General features: G+C 39.3%; 16 protein-coding genes and 1 pseudogene. 5 read left to right on the forward strand and 12 right to left on the reverse strand.

Annotated elements, in window-relative coordinates; translation table 11 throughout:
* Positions 1-396: 396 nt before the first annotated feature.
* The 3 genes from VB797_RS25915 to VB797_RS25925 all read right to left on the reverse strand — a co-directional run bounded on the left by VB797_RS25915 (position 397) and on the right by VB797_RS25925 (position 4643).
* On the reverse strand, positions 397-1617 hold the full coding sequence (locus tag VB797_RS25915) for a VCBS repeat-containing protein (RefSeq protein WP_323240638.1): 1221 nt from the start codon (positions 1615-1617) through the stop codon (positions 397-399).
* Positions 1618-1914: 297 nt separating this feature from the next.
* Positions 1915-3090 carry a VCBS repeat-containing protein gene (locus tag VB797_RS25920; RefSeq protein ID WP_323240639.1) on the reverse strand — a complete coding sequence of 392 codons (1176 nt, stop codon included), beginning with the start codon at positions 3088-3090 and terminating at the stop codon, positions 1915-1917.
* A gap of 338 nt (positions 3091-3428) precedes the next feature.
* Positions 3429-4643 (reverse strand): acyltransferase, encoded by a 1215-nt coding sequence (locus tag VB797_RS25925; RefSeq protein ID WP_323240640.1) that lies wholly within the window; start codon positions 4641-4643, stop codon positions 3429-3431.
* Positions 4644-4871: 228 nt separating this feature from the next.
* On the opposite strand from VB797_RS25925, the gene VB797_RS25930 reads away from it, so the two are divergent.
* Positions 4872-6182 (forward strand): aminopeptidase P N-terminal domain-containing protein, encoded by a 1311-nt coding sequence (locus VB797_RS25930; protein ID WP_323240641.1) that lies wholly within the window; start codon positions 4872-4874, stop codon positions 6180-6182.
* Positions 6183-6446: 264 nt separating this feature from the next.
* On the opposite strand, the gene VB797_RS25935 is transcribed toward VB797_RS25930, so the two are convergent.
* From VB797_RS25935 to VB797_RS25945, 3 genes are all read right to left on the reverse strand, one after another.
* Positions 6447-6908 (reverse strand): cupin domain-containing protein, encoded by a 462-nt coding sequence (locus VB797_RS25935; RefSeq protein ID WP_323240642.1) that lies wholly within the window; start codon positions 6906-6908, stop codon positions 6447-6449.
* 198 nt (positions 6909-7106) lie between these two features.
* Positions 7107-7682 carry a Uma2 family endonuclease gene (locus VB797_RS25940; protein WP_323240643.1) on the reverse strand — a complete coding sequence of 192 codons (576 nt, stop codon included), beginning with the start codon at positions 7680-7682 and terminating at the stop codon, positions 7107-7109.
* Positions 7683-8077: 395 nt separating this feature from the next.
* Positions 8078-8623, reverse strand: a complete 546-nt coding sequence (locus tag VB797_RS25945; protein WP_323240644.1) for an NADPH-dependent FMN reductase — start codon at positions 8621-8623, stop codon at positions 8078-8080.
* Between the two features lie 371 nt (positions 8624-8994).
* Between VB797_RS25945 and ftsH the strand changes: the two genes are divergently transcribed.
* On the forward strand, positions 8995-10890 hold the full coding sequence (gene ftsH, locus VB797_RS25950) for an ATP-dependent zinc metalloprotease FtsH (RefSeq protein ID WP_323240645.1): 1896 nt from the start codon (positions 8995-8997) through the stop codon (positions 10888-10890).
* A 187-nt stretch (positions 10891-11077) separates the two neighbouring features.
* Here the strand turns inward: ftsH and VB797_RS25955 are convergent, their stop codons facing one another.
* On the reverse strand, positions 11078-11710 hold the full coding sequence (locus tag VB797_RS25955; protein WP_323240646.1) for a M23 family metallopeptidase: 633 nt from the start codon (positions 11708-11710) through the stop codon (positions 11078-11080).
* A 184-nt stretch (positions 11711-11894) separates the two neighbouring features.
* Positions 11895-12536, reverse strand: a complete 642-nt coding sequence (locus VB797_RS25960) for a M23 family metallopeptidase (RefSeq protein WP_323240647.1) — start codon at positions 12534-12536, stop codon at positions 11895-11897.
* A 578-nt stretch (positions 12537-13114) separates the two neighbouring features.
* Here VB797_RS25960 and VB797_RS25965 point away from each other — a divergent pair.
* Both VB797_RS25965 and VB797_RS25970 read left to right on the forward strand, forming a co-directional pair.
* Complete coding sequence (locus VB797_RS25965; protein WP_323240648.1) at positions 13115-13498, forward strand: hypothetical protein; 384 nt, start codon at positions 13115-13117, stop codon at positions 13496-13498.
* 187 nt (positions 13499-13685) lie between these two features.
* Positions 13686-14474: an inositol monophosphatase family protein gene (locus tag VB797_RS25970; protein WP_323240649.1), complete on the forward strand. Its 789-nt coding sequence runs from the start codon at positions 13686-13688 to the stop codon at positions 14472-14474.
* A gap of 610 nt (positions 14475-15084) precedes the next feature.
* Here the strand turns inward: VB797_RS25970 and VB797_RS25975 are convergent.
* The 4 genes and pseudogenes from VB797_RS25975 to VB797_RS25990 form a co-directional block, all read right to left on the reverse strand.
* Positions 15085-17253, reverse strand: a complete 2169-nt coding sequence (locus tag VB797_RS25975) for a hypothetical protein (protein ID WP_323240650.1) — start codon at positions 17251-17253, stop codon at positions 15085-15087.
* 614 nt (positions 17254-17867) lie between these two features.
* A pseudogene (locus VB797_RS25980) lies at positions 17868-18402 on the reverse strand (transposase); the annotation flags it as partial.
* A gap of 197 nt (positions 18403-18599) precedes the next feature.
* Positions 18600-19706 (reverse strand): hypothetical protein, encoded by a 1107-nt coding sequence (locus VB797_RS25985; RefSeq protein WP_323240651.1) that lies wholly within the window; start codon positions 19704-19706, stop codon positions 18600-18602.
* A gap of 473 nt (positions 19707-20179) precedes the next feature.
* The gene (locus VB797_RS25990) at positions 20180-21481 is read right to left on the reverse strand and encodes a lipid-A-disaccharide synthase (protein ID WP_323240652.1); all 1302 of its coding nucleotides are present in this window, start codon (positions 21479-21481) and stop codon (positions 20180-20182) included.
* 365 nt (positions 21482-21846) lie between these two features.
* Between VB797_RS25990 and VB797_RS25995 the strand changes: the two genes are divergently transcribed.
* Positions 21847-22449, forward strand: a complete 603-nt coding sequence (locus VB797_RS25995) for a hypothetical protein (protein WP_323240654.1) — start codon at positions 21847-21849, stop codon at positions 22447-22449.
* Positions 22450-22481 lie beyond the last annotated feature (32 nt).

Here is a 22481-nt window from a genome sequence, read left to right on the forward strand (position 1 = left end):
ATTTTAGATTAGGACTTACGCCTTTCCTTACAATACATGAAATTCAAAATTGTAGGGTGCTGTGACGGTTACGAAAATTTATCAAGGTAACAAACAAATTTGAAATTACCGTCACGCACCTTCTTAGTTGGTAATGGTGCGTGACGGCATTATGTAAATTTCCTGTTGTACTCGATAATTTATTTTAGCCGTCACAGCACCCTACAAGAAGGGTTTGCTGAAAAAGTTTTTTTTTTGCAAAAGACTCATCTTAAAGGTAACAAACAAATTTGAAATTACCGTCACGCACCTTCTTAGTTGGTAATGGTGCGTGACGGCATTATGTAAATTTCCTGTTGTACTCGATAATTTATTTTAGCCGTGACAGCACCCTACAAGAAGGGTTTGCGGATAATGTTAAAACGCATACCAACCTGGCTCAAAGGATGTTAAATAACTACCTTCAGCAATAGTACCGTCCATCTTCCAAAGAGCATTTCCTCCAGTTGTATTATTGCGCCAGAAAATATCAGTTTTACCATCACCCGTATAATCTCCTAGGATAGGTTCCCAAGCTAAATCATTGGAAGGTAAAAATGCTTTAGTTGATATTTCTCCGCCATTCATTAACCAAGCTGTATTTTCACCAGTTTGATTGTTATGCCAGAAAATATCAGTTTTACCATCACCGTTGAAATCACCAATATTAGCTTTCCAAGCAGGAGTTAATTGGTCTAAAGCTGCTTCACTGAAAATAATATCGTTAAACAAAGTACCATTCATTTGCCAAACAGAATTTTCACCGCTATCTTGATTGCTCCAAAGAATATCGGTTCGAGAATCACCATTGAAATCACCAAAAGTAGGATTCCAAGAAGTCTCTAATGCCTGCATAGCATAACCGTTAGCCTTAGTACCATCCATCAACCAAGCAGCGTTTTCACCCGTTATTCGATTCCGCCAAAAGATATCGCTTTTACCATCATTATTAAAATCGGTAACGCTGTAGTCCCAAGTTAACTCGGTTGTAGGTAGAAAAGCCGCACTAGTAACATTTTTGCCATCCATTATCCAAGTGGCATTTTCACCAGTTTGGGTATTGCGCCAAAAAATATCACTTTTATTATCGCCGTTAAAATCGGCAATACTAAAAGCCCAACTGGAATCAATTTTTTGTACTGACTCTTCAGAAGATATATTGGCACCATCCATTTGCCAAATGACACTTTCTCCGGTACTTTTATTTCTCCAGAAAATATCAGTTTTGCTATCGTTATTAAAATCGGCGTAAGCAAAATCCCAAGATGTATCAACATCTTTGAGAAAAGTTGAATTTTCATTCACGCCATCCATTAACCAAATAGCCGTTTCACCAGTTTCAGGATTGCGCCAAAATTTATCTGTTTTACCGTCACCGTTAAAATCGACAACAACTGCTGGATCGCTAAATATAGAATTAGGATTGGGGTTTCTGGCAGCAGTTATATTGTCTGAATCGTTTTGCAGCGACTGCGAGGAACTCCCAGAATTCAAATTGAGACCGGAAGAGATACCGTCATCAAAAGTATTGTTTGAAATTAGAGTATGTTCTGTCGTTACGCTTGCGGATACACCGTCTAGATTTTTATTTGAAAACATAGTGTTTATTTATCACTAATATTTATCAGTTTTAACTGATTTTGATATTTTTTTATGTTAAGGACTAACATATAATTTTTTCCAAACTGTTGTTTATGATGGACATTTTTATTATCCTTTTATAAACAGTTATTTAAGATAAAAACAACTATCTATTAATCTAAATCTATCTAAATCTATCTAAATTATTTTATCTATATTTCCTTAGATAGAGGTGAGAATAGATTATTTAATTAAATAAAAAAGGAGCCGAACGGCTCCGATTACAAACTTAAAGTTTTACCTAAATTTCAACTTCTAGCTAACAACCCATTCACCAGGTAGTGTAGGTAAAGGTTCTTGAGTTACATCTGCACCGTTTACCCGCAAAATAGTGTTTTCACCAGTTTGGGTATTGCGTCCGAAAACGTCTGTATCGCCATCACCGTCATAATCGCCGATACTCAAATCCCACTCAGTGCCAAGTGATGGTAAGTTAATACCAGTAGCTTGAGCGCCATTCATGATCCAAGCGGCGTTTTGTCCGGTTGACTTATTGCGCCATAAAATGTCCATTTTCCCGTCAGCGTTGAAATCGCCGATATTTGATTCCCAACCAGAACCCAAAGTCGGTAAATCGGACTCTGTAGCATTCGAGCCATTCATCAACCAAATCTTAGTTTCACCAGTACTCTTGTTTTGCCACAGAATATCAGTGGTAAAGTTACCGTCGAAATCGGCTCTGGTATAATCCCAACCCGCGCCAAATGTCTGTAATGCAGCGGGTTCTGCACTCAAACCATTCATAAACCAAATGGCATTTTCACCTGTTTGCTCGTTGTGCCAGAACACATCGGTACTCAAATTGGGGTTGAACTCACCAACCTTAGAAGTCCAAGATGAATCTAGCTGCGGCAGAAAATCTGCACTAGTAACGTTGATACCATCCATTAACCAACCAGCATTTTCACCAGTACTTTTATTCCGCCATAATAAATCGGTTTTATTATCGCCATTGAAATCACCAATGCTGTAATCCCATCCAGTACCGAGGGTAGTTAAGGAAGATTCAGATACAACTTGAGCGCCATCCATCAACCACATGAGGTTTTCGCCGGAACTTTGATTGCGCCACATTAAATCGGTTTTACCATCACCATTGAAATCAGCGATTTTGTAATCCCATTCTGTACCCAAAGTTTGGACAGCAGCACCAGTAGGATTAGAACCATCCATCAACCAAATAGCATTTTCGCCTGTTTGGGTGTTACGCCAAAATTTGTCTTGTTTACCATCCCCATTAAAGTCGGCAATAACTGCTGGACTGCTAATATAAGGACTGGGGTTAGGGTTTTGTTGAGCATCAACCGATGATTGTGAAGAACCCGTCAAATTTAAGGTATTTAAATCAGTCTCTGGGGCAAAACTATTATTTTGGATTGTCGCAGATTGTAATGTACTTTTATCTTGTAAGGGATTTGTAGATTCCAGCATTGTTTTTATTTATTACCAGCTTTCATCTATCTTTTATCTTTGTTTTTACAAAGATTCTGTTAATTTAGAACATCTCCTATTTTTTTTAAATGTTGAATAAATGTTTTTTTCTGATAATTAGAAGTGCTAATTATTTTTTATAAAATTACAAGTGCTATTAGTAATGTTTAAAAAAGTTTTTCATAAACAATATTTCTTGCCCCTTTTCTCGTTTTTCTCGTTACAAGGCTCTGCCTTGTAATGCATTTGAAGAGGCTCTGCCTCTCGTCTGCTTTGAAGGCGGAGCCTTCTGTTAGGGGTTCCCAGCCGGAGGCTAGGAACCAGTAGTTATCAACCAGTTATGTTTTACTACTTTGATAAATTTTCCATTTTGAGAAAGGTATTTCAACTAAGTAGTAAGTAACCGTTGCTAATACAGTTGATAAAATCACGGTTGCTGTTAATCTGATATAAAACGCTTCTATGGGGATTTCTGAGGTGAAAATATCGTAAGTTCTGGCAATAATTGGCATATGCCAAATATAAATACCGTATGATAAATTACCAATTACTTCTAAGATTCTGATCGGATTGTTTAAAATAGTGCTGAATGATAACTTTTCATGATTGGTGAAATCATCATAAATATCCTTTTCAAACACAAATATAAAAAATGAAGTGATAACTGCTGTTAATGGTTGTAAAATTACAATTGTTGTTAATGTTCTCCAGCCACCGCTACGATTTGGTAAATTCCATAATTCTTGATGATACAAATGATATGCAGTAAAAAAATACAGTAGAAATAGCAGTATTACCGCAAAATATTTAGTTATTAGTGATTTTGTTCTCTGCAAATATGATTGGCGATCGCTTAAATGTTCATTTACTAAAAATCCGCAAATAAATAAATCGAGATTCCCAATCAAAGGGGTATACCAATATTTAAATGCATAGCCCATTTGTTGATTAATTTCTGTTTTGAAAGTTATCCAAATTAAGCTTCTCCAAATTAAGTTAGCGCAAATTATTACTAAGCCGATAATAAATACTTTTTTGCGTTTATTTAAAATATTTTGCATCAAACTATAAATAAACGGTACGAATAAATAAAACTGTACCTCCGTTGATAAAGACCAAAAAACATCGTTGAACTTTACAGCTTGTGAGCTAATATATGGATGATAAGTAAACGTACATATTCTTAATAGATAACCCCAATTAGAAAACTTGAGGACTTCTGGATAAACGAATATAGATAAAATTAGTACGGCAAAATAATAAAGCGGAAAAATCCTCAAGATCCGATTGCGCCAAAATCTGATAATTCCTGCTATATCGACTGTGTAGCGTTTCGTGTAAAAAGCTTTCCCCATCAAATAACCAGATAAAACAAAGAAAATCCACACCGCGATCGCACCGTGACTAAACATCAACCAGCTTAAATCAAACCCTTTGTAAATAATTGATTCTCTGGGGGGAGCGCAATGAATCGTGACTACCATTAAACAGGCAAAACCCCGTAAAGCCAGCAGTGCATCTAAACGATTAGAACTTTTGATATTTCGCTGCATTTATATTGTATAATTACTATTTAAATCATCATTTTCTATCTCTTGCTCGCAATGGTAGATATCAATCGCCCTTTACCCTTTTTGACTCGGATATTTCACCCAGATGAAATACCAAATATTTAAGTTCATTTCATAGTAAAACTGTTGCCATATTGGCAATAATATAGAAACGGGATATTTTGCAATGTCTCCATATCCCAATAATTTTTATTGAGAATTAAGTTAAGTATGCAAGCAGAATATCGGCAGCGACGGGAAGCATTAATGTCAAAGATTGGTAGCGCTACGGCAATTTTTCGCAGTGCGCCTATGGCTGTGATGCACAATGATGTAGAATATGCTTACCGTCAGGATAGCGATTTTTTCTATCTAACTGGGCTTGACGAAGCTGAAGCTGTAGCGGTTTTAGCTCCTCACCACGAAGAACACAAGTTTATCTTGTTCGTGCAGCCCAAGGATATTACTAAGGAAGTTTGGAGTGGTTATGTAACTGGGGTGGATGCAGCAAAAGAAATGTACGGGGCTGACGAAGCTTACCCCATCAATGAATTAAATGAAAAATTACCCCAATATTTACTAAACGCTGACAAAATTTATTATCGTTTAGGACAGGATAAATCTTTTAACGAAACCGTCCTTACCCATTATCAAAGTTTATTACGAACTTATCCTAAACGCGGTACAGGCCCCACAGCAATTCAAGATACCTGTACGATTTTACATGGAATGCGCTTAGTTAAAAGCGAGTCCGAATTGGAATTAATGCGAAAAGCTGCCGATATTGCCGTCGAAGCGCATAACTTAGCGTTAGAAATGGCTAAACCGGGAGTTTACGAATACGAAATCCAAGCAGAGATGGAGCGGATTTTTAGAAAACGTGGTGGGTTGGGGCCAGCATATCCTTCGATTGTGGCATCTGGTGCTAATTCCTGTATACTCCACTACATCGAAAATAACCGTCAAATGCAAGACGGAGATTTACTTTTAATTGACGCAGGCTGTTCCTATAATTATTACAACTCCGATATTACCCGCACGTTTCCCGTGGGTGGTAAATTTACCGCAGAGCAAAAAATATTATATGAATTAGTTTTGTCAGCACAAAAACAGGCGATCGCACAAATAAAGCCAGGAAATGCCTACAATTTAATTCACGATACCGCTTTACGAGTACTTGTAGAAGGAATGGTGGAATTAGGTATTCTCAAGGGTGAAGTTGATAAGTTAATCGAAGAAGAGAAATACAAACCTTATTATATGCATCGCACCGGACATTGGTTAGGCTTGGATGTTCACGATGTCGGAGTTTACCAGCATGGTAAAGATAATCCGTTAATTCTACAACCGGGACAAGTTTTGACTGTGGAACCCGGAATTTACATTGTACCTGGAGCTAAACCCGCAGAAGATCAACCGCAAGTCGATCAAAAATGGATGGGAATTGGCATTCGTATCGAAGATGATGTTTTAGTCACAGCTACAGGATGTGAGGTGTTAACGAAGGGAGTCAATAAGGAAATTGAGGATATGGAAAGATAATTAGAACAGTTAGTAACTTAGAATCCCGTTGGCTTTCAACCACGGGAGTACTCAAACACTGACCAACCGCTTTAAAATTTGTGCAACTGTATACAACCGACTTTATACTTTTGTATAAAGACAAGAAATATACAAGTAATACTGAACCGTTCCGGTGCAGCGGACTTGTTAGGCAACGCTTTAGTAGCGTACCTAGCGCAAGCATTGTCGGACGTTTCTATACAATCGCAAGCTACGTGTACAAAAAGCATCTTGCAATCATTCTTAGTAGGGACTCGCGGCAGGTTCTCCCGCACGGTTTGTCCAGATGTCATCTGGCAGCGATCGATCGCGGTGACAAACCCGATCAATGTCAGGATACGTAATTGTATCTACTGCCGCTCGGGTGCCGACTACCAAGCATCGTGTTGCGTTGGCGCTACGATTCTCTAGAAAGTGGCCTACCGGCACTCCTGCTTGAAACGTTGCGGCATCGCCAGGACGTAGTAAAGTTTCCCCATCTCCTTCGATGAGCGTGATCTCGCCTTCGAGGACATAGACCATTTCATCCTCAGCGCTATGCCAATGCTTGATGGACGAACGAGAACCGGGTTGCAAGACTTCGATGAACGCACCGAACTGGGTCAGCCCTCCTGCTTCGCTGATCCAGAGTGTAAGATTGGGTTCGTGCATGGCGCGAGAAGGGCTTTCCTCCACGACGAACCGATCAGGAGTGATAATAGTCATGTTGGCACCTCCAGGAATTTTGGGTTGATAGCTTTTCCATTTTGTATGGAACACGAATCGACGCAAGACTACTTATCTATGGTCATCCCCCTAGATCCAGAAGAGCCAAGACGATTGAAAATCTCACAACTTATCAAGCAAAAAATAACGGGGATATTCTTTTATTTTAGGGAATGGTTAGGAGTGAAGAGTTAAAAATTACCAAATTTCTGCCATATCCAAAGTAAACCCAAGTAAAACATCTTCCCCCGAAACGGTTTGAGGAGATTCAAGAATTTCAACTTCTTGATCGGGACGATAAATCTCCACCTGCTTCTGTTTGCGGTTAATTAACCACCCCAAACAAGCACCATTTTCCATATATTCCTTCATTTTGGCTCTGGTTTTTTCCAAGGTGTCGCTGGGGGACATTAACTCAACTACAAAATCGGGACATAGAGGAGCAAATCTTTCCTTTTCTTCCTCCGTTAAAGCATCCCATCGTTCCATTTTCACCCAAGAAGCATCCGGAGAACGTTCTGCACCATTAGGAAGTTTGAAACCACCAGAAGAATCGAAGGTTTTCCCCAGTTTATTCTTGCGACTCCAACCTCTTAACTGATAATTCAAATCGGAATTGCGATCGCTAGTAATACTTCCTGTTGGTGACATAATAATCAATTCTCCCGAAGCCGTGCGCTCAAATCTTAAATCTGGGTTGTTCTGACAAAGTTGGAAAAATTGTTCGTCAGTCAAGTTGATGTTATCAAGGTCTAATTCAAAGGCAGTATTCATATTATCAAATTAGGGATAGCGGATTCTTTTATTTTAAAGAATTGGGAATTGGGAATTGGGAATTGGGAATTGGGAATTGGGAATTGGTAATCGGTAATGGGTAAGTAGGTCGGCAGAAATAAACAAAACTATGTAACAGAATGTAAATTAGGTCTAAACTCTTACCCCTACTGCCTTGTCCTAATTACAATTTTCAAGGCGAACCTACTTAATTGGTAATCGGTAATTGGGGATTGGGAATTGGAGATTGGTAATACTTAAGAATTAGGAATGAGCAATGATAAGTAAAAAGTAGTGAGTTAAGAATTATTAATTCTTCTCCCCATCACCCATTACCCATCACCAATTACCCATCACCCATCACCCATCACCCATTACCAATTACCAATTACCCATTACCAATTACTTCGCAACTTACGAGTATTTTCAACTAAACTTACCGCAAATTTATCTAGACGCACGGATAGTTCTTCGTCTAAAAGTTTACCTTCCTTATCAAATACTTTCCAAGCTTGCCCGATCGCAATTTGTTCGGGAATTACCCAAGCGTGTACCCAACGCATGATGACGCGCAACTGGTTGAGGGAGTTATTATTGGACTGTCCTCCTAATATGCTTATGGCTCCGGTAACTTTATCGGACAATTCTTCAAAGCTCATCAGATCTAAGGCGTTTTTCAATACCCCACTTATTCCACCGTGGTATTCTGGTGTTGCTAAAATCAACCCGTCGGCTTGCTTGACGGTTTCTTGCAATCGCTTTACGTCTGGATATTCTGGATATTCGTCTCCTCCATCACAAAATGGTAAGTTCATCTTTCTCAAATCTAGTATTTCTACTTCTGCTCCCAAGGCTTCTACTCTTTGTACTGCTAAAGCTAAAGCTTGATGAGTATAGGACTCTGCCCTCAAGCTACCCGCAATTCCAACTATCTTGACCATAATTATTCTCTACCCTGTTAATACTGCTTGAATATAATTTTTGCTATAATTAACTTGAAGTCATAATGACTACGATTATTGTAGCGATTAATGACTTATTGTGTCAAATATTCCCCCGATTCAACGTAGTGAGATGTGAGGCAGTGGCTATATTAAAAAAATATGTAAAAATAGTGACTATTAATGGTGTTAATTGCCAAAGTTTGAAGTATGCATCCTGAAAAGTTAATAATGAGATGAAAAAAGGAGGAATGTATTTTTTGTAGAAGCTACACTTTTATTATTGAGAATAAAATTATTTGCATTCTTGAAAACTATAGCTATTGAAATTATTTGAGCCGTATGGGACAACAGATAAAGGGTAACTATGTATGATTAATTTTGAGAAAAAAGCGTTAACAAAATCAACCATCAAGTCAAAAGCCTTTGGTGGGTTGTTAGGAGCCAGTTTGATGTTGTCAGGTACTTTAGGAGGAATACCTGTTTTAGCTCAGCAAAAAGAAAAAGTTGAGCCTTTTAGCTATGGCAATTTGATTGAGAAAATTGACCAGGGTGAAGTGAAGCGAGTAGAGCTTGATGAAACCGAGCAGGTAGCTAGGGTATATTTGGCGGAGAAAGATGGTGATAAGCCAATAGAAGTCAAGCTACTAAAGGATAACCCGGAGTTAATTAAGAAACTTAAAGATAATAAAGTTGCTTTTGAGGAAGTTTCTTCGGAAAACAGCAGAGTGGCTGTAGGGTTATTGATGAACTTGATCTGGATTGTACCTTTAGTTGCTTTGATGCTGCTGTTTTTGCGTCGTACAACCAATGCTTCTTCTCAAGCGATGAATTTTGGTAAGTCTAAAGCTCGTTTTCAGGTAGAAGCAAAAACTGGAATTAAATTCGACGATGTAGCGGGGATTGAGGAAGCCAAAGAAGAACTTGGTGAAGTTGTAACTTTCCTCAAGCTACCAGAAAAATTTACGGCGATCGGTGCGCGTATTCCCAAAGGTGTATTATTGGTGGGACCTCCGGGTACGGGTAAAACCTTACTAGCAAAAGCAATTGCTGGGGAAGCGGGAGTTCCTTTCTTTAGTATTTCCGGTTCCGAGTTTGTGGAAATGTTTGTGGGTGTGGGTGCTTCTCGCGTCCGCGATTTATTCAAGAAAGCCAAAGAAAACGCTCCTTGTTTGATATTTATCGATGAAATCGATGCTGTAGGAAGACAACGTGGTGCGGGTATTGGTGGTGGTAATGACGAACGAGAGCAAACCTTGAACCAGCTACTTACGGAGATGGATGGTTTTGAAGGTAACAACGGCATCATTATTATTGCGGCAACAAACCGACCAGATGTACTGGATGCAGCGCTTTTACGTCCCGGACGATTTGACAGACAGGTGATTGTTGATGCACCAGACCGTAAAGGTCGTTTGGCGATTTTAACAGTTCACGCTCGCAATAAGAAAATAGATCCCTCAGTTTCTTTAGAAGTTGTAGCTCGTCGGACTCCTGGTTTTACGGGAGCAGATTTAGCGAACTTACTCAACGAAGCGGCAATTTTGACTGCTAGAAGACGTAAAGAAGCGATTACCCAGATAGAAGTTGATGATGCGATCGACAGGTTAACTATTGGCTTAACTCTTAATCCGCTGTTGGATAGTAAGAAGAAGCGGTTAATTGCTTATCACGAAGTCGGACACGCTTTACTTGCGACAGTTTTGAAATATGCAGACCCCTTGAATAAAGTGACGATTATTCCTCGTTCTGGTGGAGTTGGGGGATTTTCCCAGCAAACACCGAATGAAGAGATCATTGATAGCGGTCTTTATAGTAAAGCTTGGATGAAAGATAATATTACGATGACTTTGGGAGGAAGAGCATCGGAAGCCGAGGTCTTTGGAGAAAAAGAAATTACAGGTGGTGCTAGTAACGATTTGAAGATGGTAACGAGTTTAGCTCGCAAAATGGTCACGATGTACGGGATGTCCGATTTGGGATTAGTCGCGTTAGAAAGTCAGAATCGAGACGTATTTTTGGGTGGAGATTGGGGGAATCGTAACGAGTATTCCGAAGATATGGCGATCGCGATTGATAAGAAGGTACGAGAAATTGCTCTTTCCTGTTATCAAGAAGCGCGTAAAATCATGAGAGAAAACCGAGCGTTATTAGATCGATTGGTTGATATATTAATCGAACAAGAAACAATCGAAGGGGAACAGTTTCGTAAAATTGTGGCTGAATATACCCAGTTACCCGAAAGTCAAATGGCGTTAACTACATAGTACACAACTCAAATTAAACCTTAGTATCGGGTGCGTTATGGCTTTAGTCTAACGCACCTTTATTTATAGGAATTGGCTAAATTCGATCACTTGTGTGTACACCGTAGCCTTATCAAGGAGAGGGAAGCCGGAGGCAAGGTGAGGTTTTACATTTAATTTGATCCACTTACTTACTACCAAATAATTATTAAGTTCTAGGAATATTATCACTTTGGGCTGCGTACATTTGACGTAATACTAAACCAGGGTCTACGTATTCTCCTTTGTATCGAAGCACCCAATGTAAATGAGGTCCTGTAGTTCTTCCGGTCATTCCGATTCTACCGATTCTGCTTCCGGATGGTATTTGTTGACCTTTAGCAATTTTGATTCCACCCTCACGGTCAATCATGTAAAAATCGCCGTCGAGCTTAGCAACACTTCCCTGCATATGACAATAACTGTGTTGCCAATCACCAGATTCAATAATCATATACGTACCGCAGGCACCGCGATCGCCAATTTGAATTACTGTACCCGTAAACCAGTTGCGGATGTAACTACCTTTGGGAGCAGCAATATCCAAACCGTTATGAAATTGAACGCTCCGAGGATTATTAGGAGAACGACGATAACCAAAACCAGATGTATAAGCTTGAAAATTCTCTACGGGAAAAGAAGTTTCAGTCCAGGTATTAACACTAGTTGCACTTGTATTTCGATTAACACTTTGAGCTTTAACAATATCGATTCCGGGAAATAAGGCAATCAAGCAGACAACAAGCAATCCAGTCAAAAAAAGGACTGCTGGGAAAGTTATTCTTATTTGACGATTACTCATATTAATTAATGCAATTTTGCTCTACGGATGTACCCGTACTCATTCGTTGCAATTAACGGAATCTCTTACTTCTAGCAGTTGTTTTTACATGATATTTACGCTATATAAATCTCTTCAATCTTAAAAGCGAGTTAACAGTATAAACTTTGAGAAAATAGAAAAAGAGTTAATGATAACTGTTTCCTTATTGCTCATTGATAATTGATTGTTCGATTTGAGATTGCTGAGAACTCCAGTTAGTTGATGTATTGGTGAGTGGTTGTTGGGAAAACATTGCTTTGAGAACTTGTGCTGGGTCAACATAATTGTCACCATATCTAAGTACCCAATGGAGATGAGGACCCGTAGTGCGTCCCGTCATTCCGATACGTCCAATTCTGGCTCCTGCGGGTATTTGCTGACCTTGAACGATTTGAATCCCACCCGCACGGTCAATCATGTAAAGACGACCGTTTGATTGTTCAATTTTCCCTTGCATATGACAATAACTGTGTTTCCAGCTACCAGATTGAACAACAATATGTGTACCGCAAGCACCGCGATCGCCAACTTTAATCACCGTCCCTTCCCACCAATTACGAATGTAGCTTCCTTGGGGTGCGGCAATATCTAAACCATTGTGAAATTCCCAGCCACTACTATTTGAAGAACGACGATATCCAAAGGGTGATGTATAAGCTTGGAAACGTTCTACGGGGAAAGAAGCTGAAGACCAAACGTTATTTGCAGTTGAAGCTTTAACTATATTTGGAGCGGGTAATATAGTGATTAAATTTACAATTATAAATCCGAATAATAAAAATAAAATTTTTTTGCGTTGGTTCATTTTATGATACTTTGTAAAATTATTTAGATTGTAGTCTTGTCTAAAATTTAAAGCGACGATAAGTTAGTTTATAAACTGTATAATCTTGATAATTCCCAGTTGATTTGCATTATTCCACTTCCGTATATGCTGGTGTCAAGCATCTTTTTTTCTCTTTATTTGAATACTTTTTAGATAAAATCGACCTCAGTAAAAATCCTCATATTTTAGTTGAAAATCATTGGTGAGAAAAAAGATTATATCGAGATCGTACTTACACAAAAGCGGGTTAATAATTGTTTTGCTCGGTAATTGAGGATTTGTGCGTGTTTACATCCAAAAATGCGTACAATATATAAAAATACACAATGTCTCCGAATGTTATCTACACTTCCGTACAAACATAAGTATGAAATATTAGTAGTAATGTTCCCTAATAGTGCAGAAACGCACTTTTAACCCATTCCCACGAGTGCTGGAACGTAAGTTGTTGTGTTGCGATCGCTGCAAATGCTGTAAAATCTAAACTAAAAATTGATAGATAGTTCAGATAATATAAGTTTGAGGGTTAATTTAATCAAAAAACCGTATCGCCAACCATGTTAAATGACATTTTGCCTTTCAGGTTCGATTTCGATACAGTAGCTATTGCTGGAGCAACTTTATGGTCGCTAGCACTTTATCTGGGTTTTTCCCCATTTGGTGAGTGGATCACCAAACAGCTAAACCGCTGGTTCAATTTTGCCGAACAGTTTATGTATACCAGTAAATCGGAATTTGAAAAAACCCGTCAAGCAAGAGAATCGCAAAATGCTTTCTATGCATCTGTTTTTAGTATCATCCCGTTTTTAATAATTGGTACTTTATGCAATTGGGGTATAGAAGTCAGTTTGGGAGAAAGTTGGGGTATCAGTACCGGAATTCTTGCCTGTATGAGTTGCGGAGTTTATGAATTAGGCAGAAGAGATGGGGAAAACAGTTAACAGTTAGGAGTTAGAAGTTAGGAGTTGGGAGTGAAATAATTTTAGATTTTGAATACTTCGGCAAGTCTTACAGTGAGCTACGTCGAACTGCTCAGCACAAGTTTTGAATTTTGAATTGAAAGTGAAAAATTAGTAGTTGATAATTCATCGTGATAAATTATTAACCTTTAACCTTTGACCTATAATTATGTCATCTCCCCAAATTATTTTAGAAACTTTACTTCCACATTTAAAAGCAGCAGCAGGTTACGCTCGTTTTCTACAGCCAAAAATTGCTGCACTTCCGGATAAAGATGGAGGAGAAAGCTTTTTTTATGCTGCTTTGACTGAAGCCGATTTGGCAATTCAGAATTTTGTAGAAGTTGCATTATTAGGGAATTTCCCAAACATTCGTTTTTATGGAGAAGAATATAAAAGTTCTCCTAATACAAAGTATTTTCATGCTATTGATTTTGGCGGAAAAGATGATTATTTAATTACTCTTGACCCAATCGATGGCACAAAGTTCTATATGGATGGACATTCTAACTATCAAATTATTCTCAGTATTTTGAATACAGATGATTATGAAGCGGTAATCGCTATTTCTCCAAGTGGAAATGCTTATTTCTACGCTCTGAAGGGTCAAGGTACTTTTAAAGGTACTCTCGAAATGAGTTTGTCGGAATGCACTCCATTGAAAGTAGATTCTACAGCGAAGCCTACTATATTATTAGGTACGGCAATGACTTCCTTAACTGCTGCATTAAAAGATAAATATAAAGTTATTAATGCGGTAAATGATTACTCTAGTTCCGTTCAAATGCCTAATCTCAACGCTATTTTGAGCGGTGAATTAAGTGGGGCTGTAAAAAGATTTGGTCAGTTTATTGATGGTGGAGCTTTAGCTTTTCTCGCAAAAGAAGCTGGCTGCATTGTTACAAGTTTAGATGGTTCGGCTTTACCTCCACTCAATAGCCAGGGCAAACGCATCTAAAATTAATAAAACTAAATGGACAAAAAAGGTAACTTATGTGTGCGACGCAAAAATAAGATTTATCGCCAATCTTATTTTTTTATCAGTACATGAAAGGTAAAAAATACTATCTTAGCGATTCTCAACAAATTGAGTTTAATGCAATATTTTGGGGTTTTATTGAGAATTAGGCATTTTTATTGACAAGATGCGTTCGCCCTGCCCCTGGGTACAGATGTAAAACATCACTTCTCTACAATATTCTATCTGTCGTCTTATTTTCCAAATTAGTATCATAATAGAATACTCGTATATTAAATTAAACAATTTATTCATCATGTATTGGAAGATAAACCAACAGTATGCCGTGAGACGATCTATTCTAATTTAATTATAAATATTTCCTACTTTAATCAAGTGATGATGTATCAAAAGTTTATATAGCAATCCGGAATTATTCGTGAAATTGCTAGTAGAGGTAGAGAACAGAGAACGGGAAACGCGGATTTATCCACATAATAAAACCTAGTAATGCGTTTAATTAATTCCGACCAGTTGTAGAGACGTAGCACTGCTACGTCTCCCAACAGTATAGGAAAAACAAACCCGTCAAAACTCATGCAGTAGACCACTAGCTACAGGGCGGACAAGGAGGACATTTTTCAATTGCGATCGCAATCTGTTTCTGCTTGTAATGAATGCCCCCGAAACCGTTCCTGACCAACGGCCATGCATACAGCGTCAGCGAAAACCCGCAGGTACCCGTCAAGCCGGTGGTCATAGGCGCAGCTGGTATGGATAAGTTCACGGGTAACGGTGCGATACCAGAATTGTTAGTTGCTGCACCCAGGGTACCAGAGCCGCCGGAAATGCCTTTGACATAATAGAGTCCCCACTGCTGTAGGCGACCGTGTGCCTGGTTCGCGTTGATATCGACAGTAAGTCCCGGTACTGCACTGAACGGAACCACCCCGCAGATGTCACTTGCACCCGGTACTGAAAGTGCCAGATCGGGACGCTTGTTGTCGATCAGAATTACCATGTCGCAGCGGTTAGGCATCGCAGGAAGCGGTCCAGGAGGTGCATCGGTTCCATCTCGATAATCGACATCGGTAGATGTCAGTTTTACGCCGAGTTCGTTAAAGACTTCTAGTCTTAGGGTGTAGATACCTGTGTCTGGTTCCACTGTATCGTTATCCGTATACCACCAGCCAATTTTGTCCATGTTGTACCAGTAGTAGTCATCCGTGTTGCGGATTTCATAAAGATTGGGTACTCCGTTCACTGGCGATTGCGGACCAATTTGGATGATTTGCGAATCGAAGGTCACTTTGTCAACCCGCGTATCGGAGAACGCAGACGTTATTGGAATAAAACCAGTGTTATCGTTGGGATCTGAGTTGGTTAATCCTTTTTTGTAGGAGAGCCTATAGTAGCGTTTGGGGGTACCTTTGCTTAGCACTTCGCCGAACAAAGCGCAAATCAGCAAGTTGTTTCCATAAGCCCAGTTATCGAGGGAACCTCCGTAAACAACGTTACTGAATTTTCCACTCACCTGGTCAATTTTGTAAACGTCATCGAGGCCTACTAGTGTAAAGAATGTTGCCGTTCCCGATGGGGTTGGCGTACAGCCGCTTCCGCACTGCACCTCTTCGTTGTCCAAGTACAGGTCGATATGAGCATTGGTAACGTTCCAGCGAGTGCTGGTATATGGGTCCATATAAATTACAGTGGATACCCCATTAATCACCTGAGTTACCTTAATAATGATATCTGGACGTGAGTCGAATCGTAGTCTTCCGCGCCGGAAATGGAAGGGCCACCAGTTGAAGCAGCAGTTAAAGTAGCCGTTACAATCGGTGGTAGTTTCGCAGACTTCGACCTTACTATAGAAGCATAGAGGGAAGATTTGCCACGGGGCGATTTTAGAAGTCAAAGTTAGCCGATCAAAACGTGTGGCGATCGCACTATCCATCCGACCTGTCTCACCTACGCGCATGAATGTAGATGGCAATGCGCTAAAGCCTGGTGGTTCGGGTTGAGGATTAATCGCGATATTCTCGATTGGATTGGCGAACATCCTAGATGAGGCAGGTGGTTCGGGTTGAGGACTAATACCAATTTGTTCTAGTTCTAATGTACCTATCCCTGGACGCAGTTGGGCAAACTGACTCAGCTTCAAGTCTGGAGCCGGGTCCGGTCCGGGAAAAGGCTTAGGTGGAAAGGGGGGTTCCCTGAGCAATTCGGGAATACGAATAACGGGACGATCTAGAAGCAGTTCCCACCACTTGCGTAGCCACGGCCACCAGCAAGCTTCACGGTCTACATCAAAAATTTCAACCTTTACATAGGGAACTGGACAGATTTCGGTAATGCCATCTTGTTGGCTGACCTTGCGTACATGACCGTTAATACAAATACGCACGGGAAACCAAGGTCTCCATATGGTTAGCGGTAGCACAGTGTCATAACGCAGCCTGAACTGTCTACCCTCCTCTCGCCATTCTTGGGCGGAGAACTTCTTGCTGTAAGCATTAGAGCGACGAATCTGTTGTGCATCACCCACCGGACCAATTATCAGTTCCACATCGGTAGGTCGAGTCAGCCGAACCGAGACGCTGTAATTCCCCTTGTTGTCCATGTCCGCACTACCCAGCAAAATCCCTGCCCTGTCAAATACGTAAACTGCTAGTTTCAGTTCCCCTGGTTGACATTCGGGTTGTTCCCGTTGAATCTGACCTTCGATGCGGAAGTCGTTAGCTCTTTCGGAATCGGTAGATTCATTATTGTAAGTTGCCATTTCAGATATCCTTTTTGTAAAAGTTAAATGTAGTTTTAATCTGATTTCTCTTCTTCAGGGTTGAGAGCATCAGTGATGCTTGTGTTGCTTAATACTTCAATGACTGTAGCTGTTTCTTCTCATCTGTTTTGGTAAGTACGTCCTCAAACTAAAAGAAAAATGTGAGGAACTTGTGAGGGAATAAAAACAATGTCAAAATTAAAGCAGTCTATTACTTAAAAATACTTTCAGTAATAAATTCATATAAAAAATATTTATAAATAAGATATTGCTTTGTAAACCCTGTAAAAGCCTTATAATCCCGTTTTAAGAAGAAATTAGAAATTATTTGCTCAAAAAATATTACATCTGTAAAACTATATTTAAATTAACTTGTTAAAGTTTAGTTATTTAAAATACATTTATCTTCTAAGTTTTCAGTCTGTATCTGGGCAAAAGCTTTTGCTTATAATTTAAAGATTCTTATCAATTTGATTATATTAAATATACATTTTTTATACTTAAAGTAGATGATAATTTCTTCATCTCCCATGACTCACTTGGAGGATGGGTTATGACAAAATTTAGCATTTCGGGAAACATTGTAGACGTTCTCCATCAATACCTTTGCCAATTTAGGAGGGTTCAACGGCTGTAGAAACCTTGTGAATACGACCTTTCATAGGTAAGCTTGGCAAAAATCTGTGCGAATATTATAGGGTCAGGCTTGTGGGGAAGTATTTTTAACATTTCACGAACATATCGAAAACCCCGGCAGTAAGCCTTCAGGTCAACAATGCCAGAACCGGGATTTTCTCGGCGAAAGTGAGCCAGAAGATAATGGGATAAATTAACCATAAAAAAAGAAAGATTCACGGCATTAGTCACCGCAGTTTGACCTAAGTTCATAAAATCTTCTAACCCCCAGAATTGCTTTGCATCCCGAAAATTAAATTCAATTTGAAAGCGTAATTTATAGTAGTCGATTATCTTCTCATACGATAAATCCAAGTCACTAGAAAATAAAATAACGTGACTACGAGCATTAGTTTTAAGATTGGTTTTAAGCAAAATAATTACATTCAGAGGTTGAGCAAATTCCTTATGAAGTAGAGTCGCTTGATAAATATCAGTTTGGATATCTTCATCAAGAATACTTTGAAATGTATATGTAATAATATGTGTGTTTAAAACCGGAGTATTTGTATATATACTCCTATTCGTTTAATGCTTTGACTGGAATACCGTCGTAGTGAAAACACTTAAATTACCCCTTTCATAGTAATCCAGAACTGAATTTATGCATTCGATATACTCTCTTTAACTTTTTAGCTAAGTTAAAGAGAGTAATAAGCGATCAACACTTACTATGCAGCTGTCGAGCGCACATAGATTTGTTTCAAGAACCAATTCATGTTCATGGTGCTTACGATGCTGACATCGTTGCTCCTGAAATAGTTCCAATCTTCAGTTCCTACCTCTAATAGCAGCCAGGTACCAGCATTGTAGGAAGAGGTGGAGAAGAGGTTTGCCCAGCGTTCGTTGCCAGGTGCTGTAATCTGATTTGCCCAATTAGCGCTTGTGCCGGTTCGGACATAATTGAGGATCGTACCATAGCGAATTGCTCCGGGTCCGGGTGTGATGACCCGCAAGTAGGCACTACACATTTGTTCGCACCTAGCGTCAGACCAGCCCCATTCGTCATTGAACGAGCCGGAGTAAGCTGTATCAATAGCCTGCAAGCGCATAAACACTTCGGTTAATCCTGTATCTGGGATTCGATACCAGAATCGCATCGCAGTCTGGTAACGCACGTAAGCATAATCGCTATCGTCTGCTCCGCTAACTCTGTTGCGGGTATAGCTTCCGAGTTGACCAGAACTCCGGTTTAGATAACGCCAGAAAACGGGGTTATCTGGTTCGTCAGAGCGATTCGACGAGTAAGCGAAGGAATCTGCTGGATAGGCAGGGTCAAGAATAACCCAAGGAGTTGCTTTGAGTTCCTCCATTGACATCACTTCTGGCAAAATCAAATAGTTGGGTTCTTCTAGTTTGCCCCGAGCTTGCGATACAACCTCATCGAGCCGAGCGTTATAGCCCTCGCGCAACTTCGATGCGCGAACCATATCAAAACCTATTTCATTCAAGAACTGCTGCGACTTGCCAACAGCTTGGCTTTGCGCCTCCTCGATTTCAGCCTGTCCCTTTACCGTAGGAGTTGCCTTAACTTCAAGGTCGTTAATCTTTTCTCGGAGAGGAGCGCGGAATTCATAATAACGTTCTAGATTTCTGTCTCCAATAATTAAACGAAGTTCTTTCTGATAATCTGCATTCAGACTTGTTATTTTCTTAGAAAGAGATTGAGCTTCTCTTAATTCCTCCTGCTCTATATCAAGTGATATCTTTGCAGCCTGTTCTTGTGCTTCTGAAGGCACTTCTCTGATTGCTTCTGAGTCAAATCCAGCATTAAACATCTTGAAACTCCTTTTACTTTTTTTGTCACTGTATTTTGCAGTTATCTTATCGCTATCGGTATTTCACCCTTCTGATGAATAAGTCCGATTTGATACTTTTACTGTATAAATGAAATGTGAGGAAATTATGAGTTTATTGTCAAAATTTTTACTTTGTTTTTCTTATTGAAAAAGAATAATAGTAAAAAATATCACTTAAGCTCTTTGGGGGAGCCAAATAGAGGATATTTTTTATATTTAGCAAAAAACTAATATTAAATAATAATTAAGAACAAAAAAGATAAATAATTTATTTCACCCAACAACAAACTTAAAAACGTGGAGATAAAATTAGGTTTGACTGTACCGTATAATCGAACTTAAAAAGACAGAACTTATGTAGCGACAACGGAAAATATAGTTTTCCATACGTTGAGACTCTCTCTACTCGCCGCTAGTTTGTTGGGTTTTTGATTCATTTTGGGAAGCGATAACTAAACTTGCTTTTGCAATTCTTCAAATACCAACTGAGTTAACTTAGCAGCAGCACCAGTATCACCTCTGACACGTCTCAACTTTGCACTCATATCAGCTAATTTTTCGGGATTCTGTAAATAATCTACAACAATATCTCCAACTTCTTGAGGTTGTAACTTCCCAACTAATTCCGGAACAATCTCTTGTTGCGCCCATATATTAGGCCATGCTAACAAACCTTTGCGTCGAAGAAAATACCAATTGATCAACTTAGCAAAACTCGAACCAACTAAAGGTAGATTAGCGAATATACCAGGAATACCATCCCAAGAACGCATTGCATCCAATTGTTGGGTAGGAAGTAAAACAATCATGGGAATTGCTAAAGAACCGAGTTCAGCAGTATTAGCACCGACAGTAGTTAAGCAGATACTGCATTTAGATAACATCTCATAAGCAGGATGTTCTAAAAATAGTTCTACTTGTAAACCTGTGGATGTTTGTAAATATGGTTGTTCCGCGTCAATTAACTTTGCCGATACTCCTCCAAAGTATTGTGACATCGGATTTTTTTGTGCATCTGCGAAACTAGCTAAAGTTGCTAAATTTAAAGTTGGTGCTACAGGGATGAAAAATTTTGTTTCTGGTAGTTTATCGTGAATGTGTTGTGCGATCGCCAAACTTAAAGGTACACCCTGAGCTAACTTAGCCGCTTTAGAACCAGGTAAAATTCCAACCAGTTCAATTTTAGATTTTAGATTATGTCCTTCGGACACACTTCGTGAATGGATTTTGGATTCTGAAGTTAAATCTTCCCCTTGTCCTCTTATCCCTTCCACCCCAACTTCAGCCATCAAATCACCGACAACGGTAAATTTGTCAATATACTTAGGGCTGACTTTCGCCATAACTTGCGGTTTCATTACCCCAAAACGGTTAATCAAAGAATGCCATCGTGCTTCCCATTCAGCGTAAACAACGGTACGATAACCCAACCTTTTACCAATTACCACAGGAAAAAATTGGTCTCCACCTAAAAATACTACAACACCTTTTTCTCGCCAATCCCAATTATCGGCAGTTTTCCCAGTTAGTAAAAATGGAAAGAAATCTGAAGATGGTTGTACTCTATCTACTTCGGGATAGGAAAGAGCAATATCAGCTTCCTTACCGCTAGCATTAGCACAAGGAGATAAAACAATCGAAATGCGGACTTGATGGCGATCGTTACCCAGCTTTTCCCGTAAAGATTTTACTACAGGACGCACCCAAGTTGTGATTTCACCAGGACCATTAGAAAGAATAAGAATATCAAACATTTATCAATTATCAATTAAATTTTATTCTTGTAGGGTGTGTGACTAGGCTGTTGACTCTGTGGTTTTTTTGGGCTAAAAGTTCATACAGTTTTTGTGTTGGCTTTTGACGGTCGGCAGAGCCGACTTTCATGGGTTCCCAGGCTGAGCCTGGGAACCAGTTAAAACCAGTTAAATGCATGAGCCAAAAACGAGTAAATTCTATCAAAGTCAACAGCCTAGTGTGTGACGCTTCGAGATATCTTGAACGTAGTTATAAGATAAGGTAGCGTCACGCACCAACTATACGATAGTAATAATGATGTAATTTTCTTAAATAATTTATCCTTAAGATACAAGATACGTCTTAACTAAAACTAAATCCAATAATGCCCTATAGCAGTTTTTCACTTTCGAGAGTAAAACGCGAATTTCAGTTAATTACCGTTGAAAACGAGCCTTTTCTACCAGAAATTACACCAATAGAACCGAGTTTTTATCTTAAAGAAGCCTTAAGCGAAGGATTACCATTAGCGATCGCAACGGGTTCGGAAAAAGCTCGTTCGGAATTAATTATTAGCCCAATTCTTGTAGAAGTACGCAAAATTTTAGAACGTAAAGTCAGCTTGTTTTCTGGTGAAGATTTTACCGTTGCTCCGGAATTAGATTTAACTGGAGTATGTGATTTTGTAATCAGTCGTTCCCCCGAACAAGTATTTATTGAAGCACCCGCAGTAATAATTATAGAAGCAAAAAAAGGCGATTTAAAGCCGGGATTGGGACAATGTGCGGCGGAAATGGTAGCAGCACAGATATTTAACCAGCAAAATAATATACCAATTAATATAATTTATGGAAGCGTTACGAGCGGTACTGCTTGGAGATTTCTTAAATTAGAAGGACAAATGTTGAGTATTGATTTGCAGGATTATGCGGTTCCCCCGGTGGAAATGCTTTTGGGAATGTTGGTTTGGATGGTGAGGGAAGGGTAGATCGTGCTTGAGAAATCTAAGTTTATATTAAA

The organism is Rivularia sp. UHCC 0363, from assembly GCF_034931125.1.
Taxonomy (GTDB): Bacteria; Cyanobacteriota; Cyanobacteriia; order Cyanobacteriales; family Nostocaceae; genus Rivularia.

What these genes read in the sequence shown, in the direction of transcription:
- VB797_RS25945 (WP_323240644.1), bottom strand. Translation starts at nt 8,623, where the DNA reads ATGGTCAAGATAGTTGGAATTGCGGGTAGCTTGAGGGCAGAGTCCTAT.
- ftsH (WP_323240645.1), top strand. Translation starts at nt 8,995, where the DNA reads ATGATTAATTTTGAGAAAAAAGCGTTAACAAAATCAACCATCAAGTCA.
- VB797_RS25930 (WP_323240641.1), top strand. Translation starts at nt 4,872, where the DNA reads ATGCAAGCAGAATATCGGCAGCGACGGGAAGCATTAATGTCAAAGATT.
- VB797_RS25965 (WP_323240648.1), top strand. Translation starts at nt 13,115, where the DNA reads ATGTTAAATGACATTTTGCCTTTCAGGTTCGATTTCGATACAGTAGCT.
- VB797_RS25985 (WP_323240651.1), bottom strand. Translation starts at nt 19,706, where the DNA reads ATGTTTAATGCTGGATTTGACTCAGAAGCAATCAGAGAAGTGCCTTCA.
- VB797_RS25920 (WP_323240639.1), bottom strand. Translation starts at nt 3,090, where the DNA reads ATGCTGGAATCTACAAATCCCTTACAAGATAAAAGTACATTACAATCT.
- VB797_RS25990 (WP_323240652.1), bottom strand. Translation starts at nt 21,481, where the DNA reads ATGTTTGATATTCTTATTCTTTCTAATGGTCCTGGTGAAATCACAACT.
- VB797_RS25940 (WP_323240643.1), bottom strand. Translation starts at nt 7,682, where the DNA reads ATGAATACTGCCTTTGAATTAGACCTTGATAACATCAACTTGACTGAC.
- VB797_RS25970 (WP_323240649.1), top strand. Translation starts at nt 13,686, where the DNA reads ATGTCATCTCCCCAAATTATTTTAGAAACTTTACTTCCACATTTAAAA.
- VB797_RS25915 (WP_323240638.1), bottom strand. Translation starts at nt 1,617, where the DNA reads ATGTTTTCAAATAAAAATCTAGACGGTGTATCCGCAAGCGTAACGACA.
- VB797_RS25935 (WP_323240642.1), bottom strand. Translation starts at nt 6,908, where the DNA reads ATGACTATTATCACTCCTGATCGGTTCGTCGTGGAGGAAAGCCCTTCT.
- VB797_RS25925 (WP_323240640.1), bottom strand. Translation starts at nt 4,643, where the DNA reads ATGCAGCGAAATATCAAAAGTTCTAATCGTTTAGATGCACTGCTGGCT.
- VB797_RS25995 (WP_323240654.1), top strand. Translation starts at nt 21,847, where the DNA reads ATGCCCTATAGCAGTTTTTCACTTTCGAGAGTAAAACGCGAATTTCAG.
- VB797_RS25955 (WP_323240646.1), bottom strand. Translation starts at nt 11,710, where the DNA reads ATGAGTAATCGTCAAATAAGAATAACTTTCCCAGCAGTCCTTTTTTTG.
- VB797_RS25975 (WP_323240650.1), bottom strand. Translation starts at nt 17,253, where the DNA reads ATGGCAACTTACAATAATGAATCTACCGATTCCGAAAGAGCTAACGAC.
- VB797_RS25960 (WP_323240647.1), bottom strand. Translation starts at nt 12,536, where the DNA reads ATGAACCAACGCAAAAAAATTTTATTTTTATTATTCGGATTTATAATT.